The organism is Halomonas sp., from assembly GCF_034520545.1.
GTDB lineage: Bacteria > Pseudomonadota > Gammaproteobacteria > Pseudomonadales > Halomonadaceae > Halomonas.
This window is the reverse complement of record NZ_JAXHNN010000010.1, coordinates 884,995-902,965: the sequence shown is the minus strand read 5'-3', so window position 1 is coordinate 902,965 and position 17,971 is coordinate 884,995. Positions and strand designations below refer to the sequence as shown.

The 17,971-nt window shown below is 53.3% G+C and carries 19 protein-coding genes and 1 tRNA gene; 6 read left to right on the top strand and 14 right to left on the bottom strand.

The genetic code is table 11. The features are described from left to right. The first annotated feature begins 67 nt into the window (after positions 1–67). The 4 genes from U5L98_RS12900 (at position 68) to U5L98_RS12885 (ending at position 3,411) form a co-directional block, all read left to right on the top strand. A complete protein-coding gene (locus U5L98_RS12900) occupies positions 68–538 on the top strand; it encodes a Rap1a/Tai family immunity protein (protein ID WP_322558680.1) in 471 nt (156 codons plus the stop codon). A 195-nt stretch (positions 539–733) separates the two neighbouring features. Then, positions 734–1,153, top strand: coding sequence for a hypothetical protein (locus U5L98_RS12895; RefSeq protein ID WP_322558679.1), 420 nt, complete (start codon positions 734–736; stop codon positions 1,151–1,153). A gap of 100 nt (positions 1,154–1,253) precedes the next feature. Beyond that, the gene (locus U5L98_RS12890) at positions 1,254–2,933 is read left to right on the top strand and encodes an IS1634 family transposase (protein ID WP_322558678.1); all 1,680 of its coding nucleotides are present in this window, start codon (positions 1,254–1,256) and stop codon (positions 2,931–2,933) included. Between the two features lie 142 nt (positions 2,934–3,075). After that, positions 3,076–3,411 carry a hypothetical protein gene (locus U5L98_RS12885; RefSeq protein WP_322558677.1) on the top strand — a complete coding sequence of 112 codons (336 nt, stop codon included), beginning with the start codon at positions 3,076–3,078 and terminating at the stop codon, positions 3,409–3,411. 271 nt (positions 3,412–3,682) lie between these two features. Here U5L98_RS12885 and U5L98_RS12880 read toward each other — a convergent pair whose 3' ends face one another. The 3 genes from U5L98_RS12880 to U5L98_RS12870 form a co-directional block, all read right to left on the bottom strand. Then, a complete protein-coding gene (locus U5L98_RS12880) occupies positions 3,683–4,678 on the bottom strand; it encodes a hypothetical protein (protein WP_322558676.1) in 996 nt (331 codons plus the stop codon). A gap of 453 nt (positions 4,679–5,131) precedes the next feature. Next, the gene (locus tag U5L98_RS12875; protein ID WP_322558675.1) at positions 5,132–5,716 is read right to left on the bottom strand and encodes a recombinase family protein; all 585 of its coding nucleotides are present in this window, start codon (positions 5,714–5,716) and stop codon (positions 5,132–5,134) included. 555 nt (positions 5,717–6,271) lie between these two features. Further along, a complete protein-coding gene (locus tag U5L98_RS12870) occupies positions 6,272–7,222 on the bottom strand; it encodes a sensor domain-containing diguanylate cyclase (protein ID WP_322558674.1) in 951 nt (316 codons plus the stop codon). A gap of 673 nt (positions 7,223–7,895) precedes the next feature. Here U5L98_RS12870 and U5L98_RS19020 point away from each other — a divergent pair. Further along, positions 7,896–8,126: a KilA-N domain-containing protein gene (locus tag U5L98_RS19020; RefSeq protein ID WP_416208244.1), complete on the top strand. Its 231-nt coding sequence runs from the start codon at positions 7,896–7,898 to the stop codon at positions 8,124–8,126. 347 nt (positions 8,127–8,473) lie between these two features. Here U5L98_RS19020 and U5L98_RS12865 read toward each other — a convergent pair whose 3' ends face one another. The 11 genes from U5L98_RS12865 to U5L98_RS12820 all read right to left on the bottom strand — a co-directional run bounded on the left by U5L98_RS12865 (position 8,474) and on the right by U5L98_RS12820 (position 17,149). Beyond that, positions 8,474–8,869 (bottom strand): hypothetical protein, encoded by a 396-nt coding sequence (locus U5L98_RS12865; RefSeq protein WP_322558673.1) that lies wholly within the window; start codon positions 8,867–8,869, stop codon positions 8,474–8,476. A 44-nt stretch (positions 8,870–8,913) separates the two neighbouring features. Beyond that, a complete protein-coding gene (locus tag U5L98_RS12860; protein WP_322558672.1) occupies positions 8,914–9,279 on the bottom strand; it encodes a hypothetical protein in 366 nt (121 codons plus the stop codon). 118 nt (positions 9,280–9,397) lie between these two features. Beyond that, positions 9,398–10,246: a hypothetical protein gene (locus U5L98_RS12855; RefSeq protein WP_322558671.1), complete on the bottom strand. Its 849-nt coding sequence runs from the start codon at positions 10,244–10,246 to the stop codon at positions 9,398–9,400. 206 nt (positions 10,247–10,452) lie between these two features. After that, a complete protein-coding gene (locus U5L98_RS12850) occupies positions 10,453–10,938 on the bottom strand; it encodes a hypothetical protein (protein ID WP_322558670.1) in 486 nt (161 codons plus the stop codon). Positions 10,939–11,589: 651 nt separating this feature from the next. Then, positions 11,590–13,242 carry a DEAD/DEAH box helicase gene (locus U5L98_RS12845; protein ID WP_322558669.1) on the bottom strand — a complete coding sequence of 551 codons (1,653 nt, stop codon included), beginning with the start codon at positions 13,240–13,242 and terminating at the stop codon, positions 11,590–11,592. A 445-nt stretch (positions 13,243–13,687) separates the two neighbouring features. After that, positions 13,688–13,840 (bottom strand): BRO family protein, encoded by a 153-nt coding sequence (locus U5L98_RS19015; RefSeq protein WP_416208243.1) that lies wholly within the window; start codon positions 13,838–13,840, stop codon positions 13,688–13,690. Between the two features lie 65 nt (positions 13,841–13,905). After that, positions 13,906–13,968, bottom strand: coding sequence for a hypothetical protein (locus U5L98_RS19010; RefSeq protein WP_416208259.1), 63 nt, complete (start codon positions 13,966–13,968; stop codon positions 13,906–13,908). Between the two features lie 139 nt (positions 13,969–14,107). Continuing rightward, complete coding sequence (locus tag U5L98_RS12835; protein WP_322558667.1) at positions 14,108–14,488, bottom strand: hypothetical protein; 381 nt, start codon at positions 14,486–14,488, stop codon at positions 14,108–14,110. Between the two features lie 334 nt (positions 14,489–14,822). Beyond that, the gene (locus U5L98_RS12830; RefSeq protein WP_322558666.1) at positions 14,823–16,148 is read right to left on the bottom strand and encodes a tyrosine-type recombinase/integrase; all 1,326 of its coding nucleotides are present in this window, start codon (positions 16,146–16,148) and stop codon (positions 14,823–14,825) included. Positions 16,149–16,298: 150 nt separating this feature from the next. Next, positions 16,299–16,372: transfer RNA gene (locus U5L98_RS12825), tRNA-Gly, on the bottom strand. A gap of 369 nt (positions 16,373–16,741) precedes the next feature. Further along, positions 16,742–17,149 (bottom strand): CBS domain-containing protein, encoded by a 408-nt coding sequence (locus U5L98_RS12820; protein WP_322558665.1) that lies wholly within the window; start codon positions 17,147–17,149, stop codon positions 16,742–16,744. A 261-nt stretch (positions 17,150–17,410) separates the two neighbouring features. Between U5L98_RS12820 and U5L98_RS12815 the strand changes: the two genes are divergently transcribed. Further along, positions 17,411–17,926, top strand: a complete 516-nt coding sequence (locus U5L98_RS12815) for a YqaE/Pmp3 family membrane protein (RefSeq protein ID WP_322558664.1) — start codon at positions 17,411–17,413, stop codon at positions 17,924–17,926. The last annotated feature ends 45 nt before the right edge of the window (positions 17,927–17,971 follow it).

Below are 17,971 nucleotides of genomic sequence, written 5' to 3'. Positions count from 1 at the left end.
TGCACTGGAAGGCGCGGAGATCGGTGATAATATTTTCATAAACATTATTAAGCGTTTGATTTTACTGATGACGCGATTATTGCGGATTGTTGTCAAGAACTATTCTGTGCGGTTTTTAAATGACGAGGTGTTGAAAATGAAAAAAATTAGAATCATGTTAATTGCATTTCTTTCAGGTTTTTTTGCTATACCAAGCGCTCATTCGCAACTCTTTCCGTCAAGCCTTAACGACGGTAATGATTTGATAGTTTCGTGCGAGCTTGTTTTGGATGGTGCGCAGGGGAAAAAAGTAACCAATCCTATGGCTGCTGGCTGGTGTTTGGGTGTTGTATCTGGCGTGCGCGACATTATTTCAGGGTTCACGGCAGGTGGCCACATTCCGAGTGAGCTAGGAGTTTGCCTTCCCTCGTCGGGAATTAATAATGGTCAAGCAATTAGGGTGGTGAAAAAATACCTTGATAATAACCCTCAAAACCTTCACATTCCGGCATCCTTTCTTGTAGCTTATGCGTTAAGATCAGCTTATCCATGTAATTAAGATTTACGCTTTTTAAAATGATAAGAAATATAAAAATATGCGGGGAGGATTGTTAATGTCGTCAGTAACTTTCCCTCTTGCTGTCGCTGGTGCTGAAGATGGCCGGATAAACGGCGCACTATCACGTATGGAGTTGCGGCTAAGAGAGCAATAAGTTAGGTTAAGGCATTAGACAGGGCAAAAGGGTGATCCAGGATGCGCGATCCACATGTTGAAGCTCTTTACTACAGTGTTAACTCAGATCTTGAGGATGTCGAGTATGGGGAACCCTCTCCGGTCGAATGGGACGCTGAACGAGCACAATATCGGATTGAAGCAGGTAATCTTACGGCACGGCCAAAAGGCCACTATTCCAGCGCTCGTGAAGCGAGAGCAGCCTTGCAACCTGAACTGGATGCATGGGAAGCGCATGTGGACTTAACCAAAGAGCTTGGTGCTCTTCGATTCCGCTATAAAGACGCGAAACTTATAGATCTCGATCCACCGCCACCTGGAGCTAAGATTGTAATGTGCAGTTCTGTCCTAGAAAGTGCCTCTGCCAGAGTAGAAGCACGTACCACCCGAGTTCGACACTTCCAGGCCGATTTTGACCGGAAATCGGTACCTTCGGTCTGAGAATTCAGTCACTTAGTGATTTCCTGCCGAATTTCTTGTAGTGACACGTTTTTCTCTTAGTACCTTGCCAGCAGTGATGTAGACGGTCTATGGTGGTGACATGTTCGTCAAAATCACCAAATCCGGCCCGCGTCGCTACGTGAAGCTCGTCGAATCCTTCCGCGACGAGGCCGGCAAGTCGCGCCAACGCGTGATCGCGACGCTGGGTCGCCTCGAGGCCGTCACGGCCGGGGAATCCAGCGCGCTGATCAACGGCTTGCTGCGCGTCTCCGGCCAGCCGACGCTCGACGAAGGCACCGGCGAGACCGACTTCGCGCCGGCGCGCTCGGTGGGTGACACCTGGCTGCTGACCTCGCTCTGGAAAGAGCTCGGATTGGATGACGCCTTCCGCCGCGTGCTGCGCACCAAGCGGCAGTTCGATGCCGAGCGGCTGCTGCGGGTCATGGTGTTCAACCGTCTCTGTGATCCGGAATCCAAGCTCGGTGTGCTGCGCTGGTTGGAGGATGTGCTGGTGCCCGATGTCGACACGGCCTCGATCACTCATCAGCATTTGCTACGCACCATGGACACCCTGTCGGAGTGCAGCGAAACGCTCAATGACGTGCTGGCACAGCAGCTCAAACCGCTGATCGATCAGGAGCTGTCGATCGTCTTCTACGACCTCACCACGATCCGATCAGAAGGCGGTACGTCACTCGAGGGTGATGTCCGCCATTACGGCCCGTCGAAGGAGGGCGGGATCGCCCGCCAGTTCATGTTGGGTGTCGTGCAGACGGCAGAAGGGCTGCCCATTCATCACGAGGTATTCGATGGCAACATGGCGGAAACCAGGACACTGTTGCCGACCATCGAGACCGTGACAAAGCGCTTCAAGGTACGGCGTGTGGTGCTGGTCGCCGACCGTGGCCTGCTCTCCCTGGACAACCTGGAAGCCCTGTCCGCCGTGCGTATCGAGGGTCGTCCCCTGGAATTCATCCTGGCCGTGCCGGGTCGTCGTTACGGCGAGTTCGATGAGTTGCTGAAGACGTTTCATCAGACGCATTGTCAGGGCGCCGATCACGAAGCCTACGGCGAGATGGCCTGGCAGGGGCATCGACTGATCGTGGCGCACCGCCCGGAAGCCGCCAAGGCGCAGACGGCCGCACGCGATCAGAAGATCGAAGCGCTACAGGCTGATGCGCGGCAGTGGTTCGAGAAGCTGGACAACCAGGATGCCGGGCGTCGTTACCGTGGCAGAAAGCTCTCCGATCCTGGCGTGACGGCCAGGTTCTACAAGGCGGTCACCGATGCTCACCTCGGCCATATTCTCAAGGTCGATCTGACCGCCGAAACGTTCAACTACGTACTCGATCAACGGGCGCTGAATCGCGCCAGAATGATGGATGGCAAGCTGCTGTTGGTCACCAACATGGCCGATCATGAGCCAGAGCAGATCGTCGAACGCTATCGGGCACTGGCGGACATCGAGCGTGGCTTCCGGGTGCTGAAGAGTGATATTGAGATCGCGCCGGTCTACCACCGGTTGCCGGAGCGTATCCGCGCCCATGCGCTGATCTGCTTCCTGGCCTTGGTGCTTTACCGCGTACTGCGTATGCGGCTGAAGGCCAGTGATCACAAGCTTTCGCCGACGCGGGCACTGGAAATCGCCCGCAAGATCCAGTTCCACCAGGTCCTGCTTCACCGTCGCGAGACGGCGAGCGGCCTGACCAAATTGAAGCCTGAACAACGCGATCTTTTCGAGGCGATTGGCCTGCCGGCACCTGCCGCATCACGCTTGTAGTGCCAATTTTGAAAAGGCGTTTACAGGCTTATCAATAGTTTACGCTTCTAACTGTCGAACTCGGGGTACCAAGACCATTCGCAATAAGTATCCTGGGCCACCGCCTTTCGCCCGAATAGACACCGAGATTGTCCGGAACCTCATGGCGCGCTATCGCCAGTGGCTGGAGGACAGAGAGCAATTTGATGGCATGGCCTATGCAGCACTGACTCTTATTGAGGCTAAAGCTGGTGGTCGGAAAAATGCGGCTAAGCATTACAATATAGATCAGAAAGTACTCGCTCGGCTTGGGGAGCTTGTATCAACAGGGCAAGGTGATCCGCGAGAGGTCCGTAAGTTTAAGCAAGGCGGTCCACAACCGATGGCTCCTGAAGATCGTGAATGGCTCCGGAAGGTAGTTCCGGCCATCATAATTCATGTGGCCGCTGTGGAGGCTGGGAGCCAGGCCGAAAAACTTACGATGGCAAACCTTCTCTAGCTGCAGTCGCTATCCAATTGATATGGTGCTTAGCCTGGGCAGATCGAGATCTGCATCATCGGATCGCTCTGTCAGAGGGTGGCAGACAGGTCAGATTCTATCCTGACGGTGATCGCAATGCAGCACCGGCGAGATTTACTCAATTTTTCCTGCGTTCGCAAATAAACAAACCCACAGAGACAAGCTAGTAAATTGCAAGCTATATAGCTAGGCCTTGCGAAGAGAATCGTTCCTAGCTTGTGAACGCGTGCTGGAAAAAAAGCTAATATCATTAGATTGTTGTCATTGAGTCGACCCATTTTTTTATTTTTATTCCTTTTGATGCGTAGCTGCTCAGACATTCTCTATATTCTTTATATAAGTGCCTGTCTGCTTCTTCCTTATCTAATCCTTCTAAGGAGTCAAAGTCAAGTTTTTGTACGACTTTTGACAAGAAGTTATCGTCGTAACTCCCTATTATAGTGATTGCCGTGTTTATGAAATAGGCCATGTCGTGATCGACTAGGTCTAATCCAATTTTCCAAACTTCTAAAGGGCTTTTAACATCACTAATTACCCTATATAAATGCAAGGTTTCTGCTATATTTTCTGTAACTTCAATACTGGCTTCTTCCGCCATTCGGTCTCTTTTTGTCATGAATCTAGCTCTCTCTCTATGGTCGCCAAAAATTATCGGTATTTCAAGATATTGAAATATTTCTTCGATTTTGTCGTTGATTTCCTTTGCGCCAGAAATGCTTCCTGGTTCAGAACAATGCTGAGAGATGCAAATTAATAGCTGATCTACAATTTTTTCTAATTCGTTGTTTTTAAAGCTTCCACTCATAGAGTCTGGAAAAAGTATTTTATAGTGGAAGTATGGGTCTTTATTCATGTCGAAAGCAGCCATACCATAATCTCCTCCTATGCAATGAGATGACAGTTGTTCTTTGAAAAATTGGGCATGATCCATGCCATTTCTGAAGTTGTTTTGTTCTGAACTGGAAATGATGTTTCTGGCAGTTTGAGATGAGTTGTGAATCCTAGAGAATGTTGCGCCAATAGGAATGGATAATGCGGCTATTGCAAGAAAAACCTTGGCTTTCTGGTAAAAGTACTCCACCCCTGAAAGAGAGCGATCGAGAGGAAGCGAAAATAATCCGTAAACCCATGCCAATAAGGTTGCCAGAAATATTGGTCCTAGAACGCAAATCCAAAAGAAACGATGAGCCAATAGACCATGCTTTTCATTTACACCCCAAACACTCTTTTGCCAAAGCTTTGTCATGTCATTTTTACTCTATAATTATTGATAAAATATAAATAAAAACTTACATAGTGATGAATATTTTACTTAAGATACAGGCATATATTTCGAGAATTTCCGAGTGGCCTTATAAGTACACCTTGGAGGTTAGGTCGGAGAATATGCTTGTACATATTTATATATTTTTTCATACTTATAACGATCAATACCTATTGAAAATTTATTCAAAAAGCATGTGTCGATCATCCTGAAGTGATTACAATGTCTCTCAACGTAGGGAAGAAAAGTATCACACTTCCTTCAAGCGGAGCGATGGAGTACGTCATTGCATAGTCATGTTTTATTATATCATACTATATGTTGTTGTGGGGAGAAAAAATCACCCCACTACCAATAAATGGGTATAAATAATTTATATTGATAGAGCTTTTGCTATAACCATTCATGAATCTATCAAACACGACGAGCCTCTTTCTAGCTGGCTATGTGAGCGTTCCAGTGCCTCTTGATGGTAGCGATCCCCAGGCCAGCCTGAGCCGCCGCCTGTGACTGACTGAGCCCTTGAGCTTTAAGCTTCTGGACCCTCTCGGTGGTACCCCTTGCGATTGGCCTACCGAGCTTCTTACCTTCCCTCTTGGCACGCTCAAGGCCCTCCTGTGTCCTTTCCCTGATACGGTTCCGCTCGAACTCGGCGAAGGCAGCGAACATCTGAAGCAACAGCTTGCCCTCGCTGCTCGTCAAGTCCTGTGCTGGTAGGTCCAAGGACACCACCTTGACGCCAGCTTCGGAGAGCTTCGTAATGGTCTGTTGAACGTCTATGTTGTCCCTGCCCAGCCGGTCCAGCTTCAAGACGACCAAGGTGTCTCCAGGCTCTAGCTTGTGCTCCACCATGGCCTTGAAGGCTGGCCTCTCCATTGCCTTTACTGATCCACTGATGGTCTCTGAGACGATCCTGTGCGGCTCTACAGGATGGCCGATGGCTGCCTCTATGGCAGTCACTTGGTTGTCGGTGGACTGCTCGACGGTGCTCACTCGGCAATAGGCGAAGGTGCGGCTCATGGTGGTTTCCCTCTTAACTCTGGTATCGCTTAACGTGGTATCAGCCTAAAAGAGGTGGTATCACACGTCAACCCTGGATTGTTGATACCAGCACAGTAAGCCATCCACTGGGATCACCAGACGGACGATTGTTGAGACGGGATTGTTGTCTACCACACAGCCAAAACGAACAAGAGGATCTACCAATGGTCCGACCGAGCTTGGATCTGAGCAAATCGAGTTCATGTAGACATCAGCCCAGGTGGGGCATCGAAAAGCCGATCACTTGGTCAGCCAAGCACCACCTCAAGGGGGTACCAGGGGGAATTGCGCTGTTCTATATACGTCAATACCGGCTCAGATGTGCGCCACAAAATGTCCGGGAGTGGGCCGATAGGAGTCCCGTTCCTCCAGATTAGTGATGGCTCTTCGTCGTTTCATGTGGATTTGGCCTGATCCAGCGGGCGGCCCGCAGAGCAATGTCCTAGAGAGTCACCAGCGCCGGTGAACTGGAATTGGCCTTTCTTTCCCAGCGCCTCCAGCGATACAGCACCGAGACCTTTAATGGTCTTTGCGTCATCGAATTACTTCATGCCTGATGCAGTTTCGTCCAGCCTCCTTTGCTGCATAGAGCTCTTCGTCGGCTCGCCGAATGACGGCTTCGATCGAGGGATCGTCGATTGCAAAGGTCGCCACGCCGATACTCACCGTATAACGGATACGATTCGCTCCCACGTCCACAATCTCTGCCTCGGTATGGCAACGCAAGCGTTCGGCAAGACGAACGGCACCGTCGAGGTCTGTTCCAGGAAGCAACGAGATGAATTCCTCGCCTCCAAGACGAGCCAAGAGATCCGTCTCACGCAACAAGGAGGTAATGCCACGACAGAAGGATGTCAGCACACTATCACCGGCGGCGTGACCAAACTGATCATTGATTCTCTTGAAGTGATCGAGATCGAGCATTATCAGCGACAACTTCGTCCCATATCGCCGGGCGCGGGCGACCTCCGACTCGGAAAACTCAAAGAAATGCCGACGGTTGGCGACGCCAGTCAGGGGGTCTCGCTGTGCCAGCACCTCCAGATTCCGCTCGAACTCCTTACGAGGAGTTATGTCACGAAAGAACCAGACTCGCCCCAAGTAATGACTGTCTTGCCCCCAGAGAGCACGGGAGAATCGCTCAAGGGTTCGCCCATCTTTCATCACGAGTTCACAGTGGTCTTCCAGCGAGGGGTCATTATAGAGTTCCTGGACACGCTGGAGGAACGTTTCGGGCGCTTCGAGCCGGTCCATTGCAAGCACTAGCGGGTTCTGCTCAGGATATCCCTCCAGATTACCGCCGTGGTCACCCGGCAAATCCTCAAGGGGAATATCGAACACCTCGAACAGACGCCGATTGTGGGAAACGATAGTTCCTTGATCATCCACCACGAGGATGCCATCGGGGGAGGCCTCATGAATGGCGTTGATGAGTGAATGATCAAAGTCACTCGTGGTGGCAATTCGATGGATATCCGCTGACATCACAGCCTCTCAAGAAGGAGAAAAAGCAGTCTAGGGACCTTGCCCCAGCCTAGCTCAGCAGAAGACTAGGCAACCATTACTTTCAGTAAAACTTGGTAACTGGTCGTTAGAAATCGACAATACCTGAAGCAAATTGGCCACACTCCAGTCATGAGCAATTCTTCTGTCGATCGTAACACGATCCATGCAACCAGACCACGTGCACGCCAACGCGGCGACCGTAACGAGGCTAACCATATCTCCTGCCTGATTGGCAGCCCTGTGGGGCACCTACTCGATCTGGACATATCCACATAAAACGTCGAAGAGCCTTAGTGATAGATACACGGATTCTCAGACTCACAGGTAGATTATGTTCCGGTGCGTCTGCCGTGTCCACCACAGTGACATACCCCAGTGTGAGCCGCTCCATGAGCAAATCGGTGGGACCAACGCCTTGATGGTCTGTCAGATTTCGCGAGAGAACTACGCAATGATGACCAACAACCGCCCAACCCTAACCGTCGCAGATATAACTGTTCGCCAGTACCGACCGTAGCGAGGCTACTTCAAGGACGATGTCGGTCGCTACAACCTGAACGATCTTCATCAAGCATCCGGTGGTGATCCGAAGAACAAGCCCAGCGAGTGGCTCCGGTACGACAAGGCCTAAGATCTGACTGACGAGCTAATTGTGGGAAATCGCACAATTAACCCAGCTAATGCAAAACGCGGTCGCTATGGCGGCACCTTCGTCATCAAGGAACTGGTTTATGAGTACGCCATGTGGATCAGCCCGAGATTCAACCTGAAGGTGATCCGTGCCTATAACGAGATGGTGGCCCAGGCACAGAACCTCAGGTTCCCCGGTCATTCTCCGAGGCGCTCCGTCTGGCTGCCGAGACCCAGGAAGAGAAGGAGATGACTCCATGGCTTTGTCAGCGATGTCTTACAAATCGCCGAGACGATCTCGCACGGAAACCCTCCGAAGCTCGGCTAGACTCAGGGTATGATGCCAGTTGAAATCTACGCCCAGCTTGGGAAGTACGGAACATGCGTCATGGCCAAGGACCGGGAGCCCGGAGTCTTCAAGGAGGTCACTCTGGAGTTTCCACCATCAAGGACCGAGCGGAGCGAGGCTCCGTCTAGGAAGATGCCCCTGACCAAGGACGGTCGGGATCGATTAGACATACTCCCTCACTGACGCCCCCTCAGCGCCAGCCACTGCGAGCTGATCCGCCGGTTCATTCTCTGGGTGATCACTGCCTTGCATCAAGCAAAGCCAAAGCTCAACTCAGGGCACTTCGGTAGATTCCCACCATCAAGGAACTTTGGGTCTCTGGTATCTACAGCTTTTTCCCAGACTAGCAGGAAGAACAACTTGATGGCTTTCTCCAGGGCCTCCGTCTCCTGTCTGAAGGAGTCACCGACAGATGACCGACAAGGCCCGTCCTGCCATGATTGTCTGAGTTTGAGCATGGCTCGACGAGCAGGGGCATCCTTCCACTGGTCGAACGTCAGGGCATCCCATCTCATCAGCTCATCGAGAACAGCCGGAGTGATCAGTAGGTCATACTCAACGAGATGGATAGGAAGACTTCTCCCACAGACTGTCTTGTAAAGATGCCAGAGCTTGGTCTGTGGGGTTCCTCCCTTGAGCTTGTCCACGGATCGTACTTGTAATGTCATAGTGCCTTTCTCTTATCTCATCATCATCGGTCCAGTCTCACACCATGCGCCTGACAGGCACGGGTGACAGTAGTCCGCCCTACACCGAAGACACGGCAGGTCTCAGTGATGCTCGTCCGGTATTCCCTCCGGTAGTCAGCAATAGCTTCCCAGTCCTTCTTGAAGGAAGTTCCTCCGGTGGGGACAGGTGACTTCCCTGCCATTCCAGCCTTACGCCACAACTCCATGACGTAAGACTCACTTAGACCGAAATGCTCTGCAGTCTGTTGCCGCGAAGCCTTGATGTCGATGCGCCACTGGACGACCTCGTTAGGATCGACCGTAGGCTTACGTCCAGGCGTAGATGATGGCCGCTCAATCTTGATTGGTTGGGTGGTAATCGCTGTCATGTTTGTTCTCCTTCTTTTTTGTTCTTGAACTGATAATCCACCGTCCAAGAGAAGTGACAGACGGGAGCCCATAAGGCCCCCATGATGGTTACCGTCCAGATGATCGCTGTGGAGGACATTAGGCGGCCTCCTTCAAGACCCCATTGAGGTATTTTTCAGGATCAATCTTGTCCGCGTATACATTGCGGACCATGGACTCTATCTGATCCCTATCGGCCATCCCCGATTCAAACAACTGGGAGGCAAACTGGAGGACATCCCGATACAGCTTCAGGTCACCCTGATCGAGAACGTCGCGGATTCCCTTGCCCTTGGCTCCAGATATCTCGCTCAGTTCCTCCCACCACTCGCTAGCACTAAACCCACTAATGACCTCAGCGACCATGCCCTTGAGGAAACGCTCGGTATCCTGTGCGTAGACCTTGGAGCCAGTCTCAGAGATAGCGGAGTGGTACACGCTGTTATCGATTCCGGTGAGGTGGTCAGTACGGATGGGACCGTAACGCTCCATCCTCAGTACACATTCCTCCATGTCGAGGAAGTATTGTCGGATGCCGTGTCCCTCGGAAGTACGAGCTTGCATGGCAAGGTGAGCAGCAACGTCACGGGAGAGTAGGTAGCCTTTCCTTGTCTGCCGAGTCTTTCCGGCGACTTCGTAGAACGTTTCAATTTCGACCTCGAAAGTCGCACTTTTTCCAGCGCCTTTTACCTGGCCCATCATCGGCTTGATGTAGTCCTCGGCAAAATTCCTGAACCTGCCGTGAGGATTACCGATCTTATCCCAAAGCTTCCGAGCATCAATGCATGGCTTCTGCCGGTCCTCCACGATGGGGAGCACACGGCGGGTCTTCATCATCCTGCGGGTCTGTTCATCGGTGAAGCCAAGAGATGATGTCAGAATGCACTTCGGGAGGTGGTTGATGTCGGTCGGAATTGATCGACCAGTTCGGTTGAGCTTGTTACTCATGGGATTGCTTCCTTATGTGTGAACGCACCGTTCTGGAAAGCACACCCCCTGTCTGGCCCACGAACTCCCCAATCCCAAGGGGAGCCAGCAGGGCAAGCCAGAGCGATGCGCTCACAGATACGGGTTCGTTTGGATTGATGGTGGTTATGGTTAGCAGTCATGTGAGGCTGCCTAGATGTATCTTAAACACTCCCAATAAAGGGAGTTTAGTCTTCCTCCTGATTTTCCTCTGGCAGGAACATGACAGGCATGATACCCAGCTCTTCAAGCTCATATTCATCCCACGGGGAGAAGTGAACTATGATGCCATCGAAAATGTCATGAGCTGTAATCACTGCTGGCATGGTAGAGCTGTTGATATCACTCACAACAGTTTTCACTGCCGTCTCCAGAGCGTCAACGTACCGTAGGTAGTCGCCAGCGTTGTCTGTAGTCAGCGGGAAGTTTCCTTTGCGGAATGCTTCAATGTTCTCCTCATCAAAAGAGAGGCCATGAACAGCCGTCAGTACCACCGCTTGGATAATACCCGCGGGGATTTTATGACGGAATAGCTCAGCTTGAACATCAAGGAGGCGACGAAGCCCCTCATCAAATAATGCTATATCTGAGCTTGAGGTATCCGTGGTGATCATTCGATGAACAGGAACTAGGTTCTTAGGGGCATCTTCAGTGATCAGCGATAGATTCATCATTTGTTGATTGCTCCATAGTGGTGATGGTGGTGGTGAACGCCGTTCTTGATATGAACGACTGTAGGTAGAGGAAAGTCTGAAAATAGACTCTCCTCCTCCTTAGGTGTCTGGTAATTGCTTCTGCTAATATAATGTGGTTTCGGATCGTGGTTGATTACACCTCCTTACAGACGAACCTACAGGCTGGGGCTTACATTGTACGCTCGAATGAGTGCTACGCTGGACGGACACATGGCCTCCGGGTACTTCCGGTTCTCTACGGGAGCGACCTGTAGGAGGTTCTTCCAGATGAACAGCCGGAGCAGTCAAGTAGAGGGTCTTCTGGATTGACTGGCGTGACTGACTGAAAGCATCAGCTACGGAGCAACGAAGTCCATATTGTCCGTACCCACGAGCGATAGCGAGCTTACTGTTTCCCTCGGTGAGACGACTTCAAGATACCCACTGGACTAGCCTCCGGTCCTCCACAACATCAACCAGTGGACTTCCTTGAAGCCCATCCTACCGATGGTCGAGTAAGTGGTGATGGTGGTACATCACTCACTACATTCATTCCTTCCAGAGTTCGGTCGAACCTCACTGATAGAGCTGAAAGACCAACTCTAGGCTTGACTTCAAGATTATCTTTAAGATGGATCGAGAGGATGTGTCTCATTTTTTGTCACTATAGGGGACAGCCAACCTGACACTTTTTGAGACAGACACGACAGGTTCAAGCAGCCTGAGATTTAGCGTAGCGCGACTAACAGACAGCTCTTCAGCTACATCCTTCTGAGTCCATCCTTGAGACAGAAGCTCCAGAGCCTCTTCCTGCTGGCGCTGCTTGGCTGAGCGATTGGCAGTCTTTCGGGCCATTCGTTCAGCCCTCCTCTTCGGGCTTACTCCTTGGGGCTCCGGTTCAGGAACCTCAAGCATGATTTCCTCGCTGATCGTACACCGATCCCCCATGTTGAACTTCTCGGCCAGACTCTCGGCTTCTTCCATGGTGGTCACGAAGTGATACGTTTCGGTCGACGGATCGAAGTTCCTGATGGCCGTCCGTGTGGCGTGCTGGAACTGAGCCTCAAAGTGACGGTCGTGCCTGATCCTATCCTTGCCCGTGTCAACGTCCACGTTCATCAATCCCAGCGAACGTTCAATCGTCCAGGCATCTTGAGGTGAGTCATTACCGTGGAGGATCGACACGCTGGCGCTTGTGCCCCGATAGCAATTCAGTCCCTCGACGGCATAGCCAATCAGCTTCAGACGCTCCAGCGCCTCAAGGACTTCCTCGGAGAACCATCCGTTGCTCTGGTACGCCTGAAGAATGCCACCTTCGGACAGGTTCAGTTCTCTGATCTTGTCGCTGGCGCGTTTGGCGATCTCAAAGGCAACAGAACCTTCTACAGCCTCGTTCATGGCGTTCCCCTCCATGTCCCTCAGTAGCCGGGACTTCGAGGATCTCTCCAAGTCAGTCAGGACGTATATCGTGCAGATCCCGACATAGGAATCGTGGAGGTCTTCAAGTCGGCACAGCGGGCTATCCACGACGGTGAACCCGTTGGACACCAGATAGAGTGACAGCAAGCTCTTCTTTGAGGCATGGCCGAGGATGTGGACCTCATCCGCCTCAGTGAATAGGGATGCCCAATCAATGTGCTTGGCAATTCGGACATCCAGCCTTCCCGGTGCGTCACTGTCTAGCGAAGTTCCCTCCTTGATGTACAACTCGGCGTTCTTCTCGTCCATCGCTGCGTCAAGCAGTGCGTAGTTACTGGCGTTCCCCTGCGGGTCTCGCTTCAGCTCGCTCAGTAGATCCCTCGCTTCCCACCAAGAGCCGTCGCGGACGGAGACACTGTAGTCTCCATTCTGACCATGCTCCCGGTCGAACGGGTGGCCTTGAAGGATCGGATCGAACAGCATGGCGAATTCTCGGTATCCCTTGTAGAACCGCTTGTTGTCCATCACATGCGGCACCTCGTCGATGACCAAGCGCCAGCCATTGAGAAGCTCTGGCTTTTCGATCAGGTTCTTCAACGTGTTCTGCTGAATGATCAGCACCTTCTCGTCCTGCGCCTTGAGATGCTTGGCGACGTTCTGAGCGACGTTCCCCCGTCCCCGGTGATGCCGTCTGCCGTCTACTCGGCGAATCTTGGTGAACCCTGGAATAGCCGTGATGATCCTCCGTTCGATGGATTCGGCTAGCTTGATCGTCGGGACAGCAATGAGCGTCTTGGGTGCATCTCGGCGGGCCAAGCTCTGGATCAGTGCTTCAGTCTTCCCGGTGCCGGGCAGCGCGTCTGCGAAGTGAACGGTTGTGGTCATATCGTGTGTTCCTCATGAGTAGACCCACCATCAGCCGGACCCACCACAAGCCCAAGGCCGAGGGACTACCAACCGGGCACACGACGAGCCCAGTCCTTCGGTTGGCTGGCGGTAGGTCTACTGATGAAGGGTTGGCTGTGGATGTGGTGAGCGGCAGCGAACTGCCTGTGCTGTGGTGCGAGGTTTGTCCTCGGCACTCGCTAGAGCTGCGTTGCTACGCTGTGGTGGTGAAAGAAGGAGAGCTACTCTCCCTGAGGTGCATGGTATTGTCTATTTCAGAGGTGTCTGGTAATTAGTCGCTGGGATGAACCGCTCCTCCTATCGGTGAGTGGTTCTTCCTGAGGTGGGTGGTATTGATTTTGGCTTGTGAGGCTCTATGAGAGCTTCTGAAGGGTAGGCAGTAGGAAGGGGCGATTGATTGGTAGGGAATCCAGTAGGCCGCCATTCAGGCCCATCTCAGTGGACAGTTGGCGTCCTTGCGAATGGCAGGGTGCACGATCTTGGTGACACAGTCTTGGAAGGCTCGGGTTTGGGGCTTGTCCGAACGTATGATCAGCTTGTACAGGCCGGACTCGGAGATGAGCTTGGCGTGGGCCATGCCAGAGCCTCGGAGCTTTACCCCCACATCTGAATAGGGGGAAACCTCATCGTCGTAGAGCTTCTTCAGGTGATACCCAACTTGTTGTGGAGCTTCAAGCCAAGGGCGACTGCTACATCCTTCGCCACAAACCAGGGCTCGCCATCCTGATCCACGATGCGGATGTTGAGGTCGATGCCAGTGATGTGGCCAGTGATGTGGCCAGTGGTGTAGAAGATGGGGTTTACTACTACATCTGACTAATTGTAGGTCGTTAGTAGACTGACGTTAACATCCATGTTTTCCTGATAAATAACTTAGTGCTAAGTCGATAAATGGAGCTTCCATGTCCCAGCCGCGTGAATTCCATTCTTCTATCAGCATCTCTGTTTTGTAAGCAGGGTGACGTACCGGCTCGTCTTGTTCATATGCATCAAAGATACCGCAAAATTCTTCTCCCCCTTTTCCTTCATGGCGCCGCGTGCCTTCCATTCCTATTAATCCATCAAAAACGCCCTGAGAATAACTAGTTCCCATTATTTCCCCTTCCCTTCCTTTGTTGAAGAGTTCTTGGACTTTCTTTATCGACATAAGCTCAGAGCGTGCTGTTTCAAAGGTTCCTAATGTTAAAACGAGTATGATAGTTAAGGATGTGGTTTTATGGATCATGCTATATTCCAGTATTTGATTATTGCTGAAATTATGAAGTCACTGTTCAGAAGAAGCCTAGCCACAGACCTACGCCATGAATTATCCCAATCGGAAAAAATAGAGCCCCTGCGATCAAGAAGCCCCACCAGCCTTCACCTAGCGACGTAACAACGTGAGTAAGCCAAGCCAATACACTGACAATCCCAATAGCCATAACAATCAGAGAGCTGAAATCCGTTTGCCCTTTCTGTTTTCTCATCGCTGAACCCCACTGCCCTGCGTTTAAGTGCACGTATTGATTTTGATTGTCACGGTAGCCACCAGCTTGCTACCTACGCAAGCCCAAGAAGCGTCAATGCAGCACATCCAGCCGTATCGTCTCCACTGCCTCAAGGCGGGTCTTGAAGGTCGGTCCTCGGTTGTACACCTTGTTGGCGGTAGTGAGTCCTCGCTCATGGCCAGTGATCCACACGATGACCGATTCACCCACTCCAGTGTCCCCCATGATCGTGATGGCGGTGGTCCTGAAGGAGTGGAAGCCGAGCTTACGGTCACCCCGTTTAATGACCTTCTTCGACAGCCGGGCGAACCACTGGGAGAACTTCGGCCCCTTCTTACCGTCGCTCCGGGTGGATGCCTCAGCCTCGGGGAACAGATACCCCGATCCGACAGCCTTCGCATGTTCGAGCTGATCCATCACTAGCGGCTTGATCTCAGAGTGGAGCGGGACTTCCCGTGTAGCGTTCTGGTTCTTCCCCTCACGGACTGCCAGACACCAGATGCCCTGACGCTGGATGATGTCGGTCACCTTGAGCGAGCACAATTCATCTAGCCGAGCCCCTGTGTAGAAGCCCAGACGCGGGAGCAGATGATAGATGCCCTCGTTCTCTGCTGTCGCTTTGAAGATGGCCTCCACGTCCTGACGCGTGAACTGGTCGTAGCTCCTGACGGTAGCCTTGGGCTTGAGCTGGTGACCCTTGAAGGGGTTGCCGTTCGGCAGTTCCTCTTCCATGGAGTATTCGGCGTGATGCCAGATGGCCGACAGGCCGGACAGGTAGTTGGCAACGGTCTGCTTCGTCTTGCCCTCGCCGAGCATCGAGGTGATGAAGCCCTTGAGCTGTTGGCGGTTGAGAGAGACGAGGGTTACGTCATCCTCGCCTAGATACGTCAGCAAACGCTCAACGGCAAGGGTATTCTTCGAGATAGTGGACGATTTCCGTTCCACCAGTGGTGACGCCTTCCAGTCCTCCAGCGCCGCTCTCAGGGTCAAACGGTAGCGGTCCGGGGTATCCCCCTGGTTGACGCTCCTGAAGGCGTCCTGATCGATCTCCGGCAGTTTTTCCGGGTCCATGATGTCGGTGAGGCTGACAGGGTCACGAGGGTCGTGGCTCTCGATGGCTTCCGCTGTCTCCCTGAGCTGTTCCCGTGCCTGGAGGAACATCCGACGTTGCTGGGCCTGACTGGCTTCGCCCTTGAGCTGGGCTTCAAGGTCGCCAAGGTCTGCCAGCACACGGTCCCGAATCCGACAGGCTTCATCAAGGTCGCCAGTCTGGGTGCTCTGCTGAAGGATCTTCTTGTCAAGGTGCTTGGCGAGGGTAGGGGAGAGCCGCTTCTGGATGAACCAAACGTTGCCACGCTGACGAAGGCTACGGTTCTCGGTGGGCTTGCCTCTGGCCATGATGCGCGACCCTTTTCGACCAATGAATGAGGAGGTCGAGGGTAACACTGGAGCGGGGAGCAGGTGTAGCCACTTGTGTAGCCATTTCTGAAGTACCTAACCCCATGAAAGGCGGGAAATTTCTTGGTGATCAGTCGGTTAGGTGATGCTTGGAGCGGGTGAAGGGAATCGAACCCTCGTCTTAAGCTTGGGAAGCTTCTGCTCTACCATTGAGCTACACCCGCAAGGCGAGTTCTACAATAAAACCAGTCGCTTAGCCTTTGCAAGCAGTCCCGGAGCTTTTTTGCTCTCTTGGTGCTAAGTCGCTGTTTTTCTCTGTCTTGCCGTAAGGTACGAGAGGTTCGGGGCCTGGAGAGCGGCACGCTACCGAGATTTTTTAACTGCCTGGCGAACTTTTCTCTGCGGCGCTGTCTGAATGTTAGTAGGCAGCAACGCGATAGCAGTCGCTAACACTGTTGCCTTAGCTTGCACTTTCGATCTTGCCGCCCCATGCCTCATGGGGCGGCTTTTCTTGGTGCACTGCATCCACTCTGGAAACGACGAGACCCGGCGTCGGGCCGGGTGTCGAGGAAAGGAATGGGGCCAGCAGGTGGTCAGGAGTGGCGCATGCGTAGCAGCGCACTGAGCACGTCGCGGCGGGTGACGATGCCCACCAGTCGGTTCTGTTCGACCACCGGGTAGACCTTGGGCTTGGCGCCAAGCATCTCCTGGGCCAAGTCGGTGATGCTCTTGTTGGGTGCTACCGAGAGTACCTCGTTGCGCATCAGTTCCTTCACCAGAGGCGGCTCATCGTTGAGGTAGGAGCTTTCCAGCACTTTGCCCATCACATCTTGCTCGGAGATGAAGCCGATCAAGTGGTCTCGCTCGTCCACCACGGGAACCCCGGGCAGGCGATGCAGTGCCAGGCCCTCGGCCAGGGTGGAGACCGAGGTCTTGCCGGTGACCCGGTAGCAGTCGCGGGACATGATCTCGCGCACGGTGGTAGGGGCCTTGTTGGGCATGGCGTGCCTCCTTGTACTGGGCGGTAATGGCCTGGGCTGCAGCCAGCGCTAGCGTTGCCATGCTCGGGCCGCAGCCGTGTCCTGACTAGCATAGCCGACTCAGGATATTCCCCGATATGCGAGCCGCCAACGTTTGTCCACGCTGGACAGGGCCTTCGGCTCACAGCAGGAACCCGGCCCCGGTTCTCGGCTCCAATGTGGCACACTCTGTATAACAGGCCGGCCATGGCGCCGGCGTGCAACGCTCAATGGAGTTGCCTTATGGATGCACGGGAGTACATGGCCCGAAAAGGGCTGGATGGCGAGCGTGATCAGGAGCGCCCCAACACCCTGGAGGAGAAGGCCTGGTTGCGAGCGAGGGAAGCCGGCGACCATCGCCCTCGCGCGGGGACGCCCTTCGACTGGGAGGAGTGGGAGCACTATCACGATACCTTGGCTGAAGGCGCCGAAGCGCTCGACCAGAAGATCAATCATGAGGCTCATCGCCAGGCGCTTGAGCATGAGTCCCGGGAGGCTGTCGGGCATTTCACGCCGGCGGCTGGTGACCAGGTCCGGGTCGACCAGGCACAGGCATCGCCCGACCGAGACGCGAGCGAGGCAGCAGCTGCCGAGCCGCGGCTTGCCCTGCATGCCCTGGCGGTGCTCCTTCCGCCCCTGGGTGTCGGTCTCTCTCGTGGTGGCGGGACCCGAGTCATGGTCAGCCTGGTGCTGACCCTGCTTGGCTGGTTGCCCGGGGTCGTGCATGCGCTCTGGTGGTTGCGTTACTCGCGGCGCTGATGGGGCAGTTCACGCTCGAGGGCTTTGCTCCGCGTACTCGATGGG

Bases quoted from the DNA above. Each gene is read 5' to 3' on its own strand.
- U5L98_RS12835 (WP_322558667.1), bottom strand. From the start codon at position 14,488: ATGATCCATAAAACCACATCCTTAACTATCATACTCGTTTTAACATTA.
- U5L98_RS12885 (WP_322558677.1), top strand. From the start codon at position 3,076: ATGGCGCGCTATCGCCAGTGGCTGGAGGACAGAGAGCAATTTGATGGC.
- U5L98_RS12830 (WP_322558666.1), bottom strand. From the start codon at position 16,148: ATGGCCAGAGGCAAGCCCACCGAGAACCGTAGCCTTCGTCAGCGTGGC.
- U5L98_RS12850 (WP_322558670.1), bottom strand. From the start codon at position 10,938: ATGATGAATCTATCGCTGATCACTGAAGATGCCCCTAAGAACCTAGTT.
- U5L98_RS12815 (WP_322558664.1), top strand. From the start codon at position 17,411: ATGGATGCACGGGAGTACATGGCCCGAAAAGGGCTGGATGGCGAGCGT.
- U5L98_RS12890 (WP_322558678.1), top strand. From the start codon at position 1,254: ATGTTCGTCAAAATCACCAAATCCGGCCCGCGTCGCTACGTGAAGCTC.
- U5L98_RS12860 (WP_322558672.1), bottom strand. From the start codon at position 9,279: ATGACAGCGATTACCACCCAACCAATCAAGATTGAGCGGCCATCATCT.
- U5L98_RS12845 (WP_322558669.1), bottom strand. From the start codon at position 13,242: ATGACCACAACCGTTCACTTCGCAGACGCGCTGCCCGGCACCGGGAAG.
- U5L98_RS12880 (WP_322558676.1), bottom strand. From the start codon at position 4,678: ATGACAAAGCTTTGGCAAAAGAGTGTTTGGGGTGTAAATGAAAAGCAT.
- U5L98_RS12895 (WP_322558679.1), top strand. From the start codon at position 734: ATGCGCGATCCACATGTTGAAGCTCTTTACTACAGTGTTAACTCAGAT.
- U5L98_RS12870 (WP_322558674.1), bottom strand. From the start codon at position 7,222: ATGTCAGCGGATATCCATCGAATTGCCACCACGAGTGACTTTGATCAT.
- U5L98_RS12875 (WP_322558675.1), bottom strand. From the start codon at position 5,716: ATGAGCCGCACCTTCGCCTATTGCCGAGTGAGCACCGTCGAGCAGTCC.
- U5L98_RS12900 (WP_322558680.1), top strand. From the start codon at position 68: ATGACGCGATTATTGCGGATTGTTGTCAAGAACTATTCTGTGCGGTTT.
- U5L98_RS19015 (WP_416208243.1), bottom strand. From the start codon at position 13,840: ATGGCCCACGCCAAGCTCATCTCCGAGTCCGGCCTGTACAAGCTGATC.
- U5L98_RS12820 (WP_322558665.1), bottom strand. From the start codon at position 17,149: ATGCCCAACAAGGCCCCTACCACCGTGCGCGAGATCATGTCCCGCGAC.
- U5L98_RS12855 (WP_322558671.1), bottom strand. From the start codon at position 10,246: ATGAGTAACAAGCTCAACCGAACTGGTCGATCAATTCCGACCGACATC.